The organism is Phocaeicola sp. RTP21198st1_B8_RTP21198_201120 (assembly GCF_040929485.1).
In the GTDB taxonomy this organism is placed as follows: Bacteria; Bacteroidota; Bacteroidia; order Bacteroidales; family Bacteroidaceae; genus Phocaeicola; species Phocaeicola dorei.
The window spans coordinates 1-930 of record NZ_JBCOCI010000211.1 but is presented as its reverse complement, the minus strand read 5'-3'; the positions used below and the strand labels follow the sequence as shown (position 1 = coordinate 930).

The window sequence follows — 930 nt, the reverse complement described above, 5'->3', positions numbered from 1 at the left end:
AAGGAGGATTTCACGCCCCGGAAGCGTGAGCGCATCTTCCGGGAGATACGCAACAACGACTGGGACGTCGTGATCCTCTCGCACGAACAGTTCGGCATGATACCCCAGTCCCCGGAGATACAGCAGGAGATATTGCAGGCCGAGCTGGACTGTGTGGAGGAGAACCTCGAAGTGCTCAAAGCACAAGGCAGGGACGTTTCCCGCGCCATGATGAAAGGGTGTCAGAAACGCAAGGCCAACCTGGAAGCCAAGTTGCAGAAGGTGGCGCACGCGCTGGAAACACGCAAGGACGACGCCGTGGACTTCCGCCTCATGGGTATCGACCACCTCTACGTGGACGAGAGCCACAAATTCAAGAACCTGACTTTCACGACCCGGCATGACCGGGTGGCGGGCCTCGGAAATCCCGAGGGGTCGCAGCGGGCGCTCAACATGCTTTTCGCGCTGCGTACCATACAGCAGCGCACGGGCCGCGACCTGGGGGCGACGTTCCTCTCGGGAACGACCATCTCCAACTCGCTCACGGAACTGTACCTGCTTTTCAAGTACCTGCGCCCGAAGGAACTGGAGCGTCAGAATATCCGCACCTTCGATGCCTGGGCGGCCATATTTGCCAAGAAAACCATCGACTACGAGTTTTCCGTGACCAACGAGGTCGTGCAGAAAGAACGGTTCCGATATTTCATCAAGGTTCCCGAACTGGCCATGTTCTACTCCGAGATTACAGATTACCGCTCGGCGGAGGATATAGGGATCGACCGACCGCAAAAGAACGAGATATTGCACAATATCCCGCCGACACCCCAGCAGACGGAGTTCATAGAACGGCTGGTGCAGTTCGCCAAATCGGGCGATGCCACGCTCCTGGGCCGCCTGCCGCTCTCGGAGCGGGAGGAAAAGGCGAAAATGCTCATTGCCACAGACTACGCC

At 58.2% G+C, this 930-nt stretch carries 1 pseudogene; it reads left to right on the top strand.

Annotated features, from left to right (window positions below):
* Window positions 1-930, top strand: a pseudogene (locus AB5935_RS24595) (DNA methylase); the annotation flags it as partial.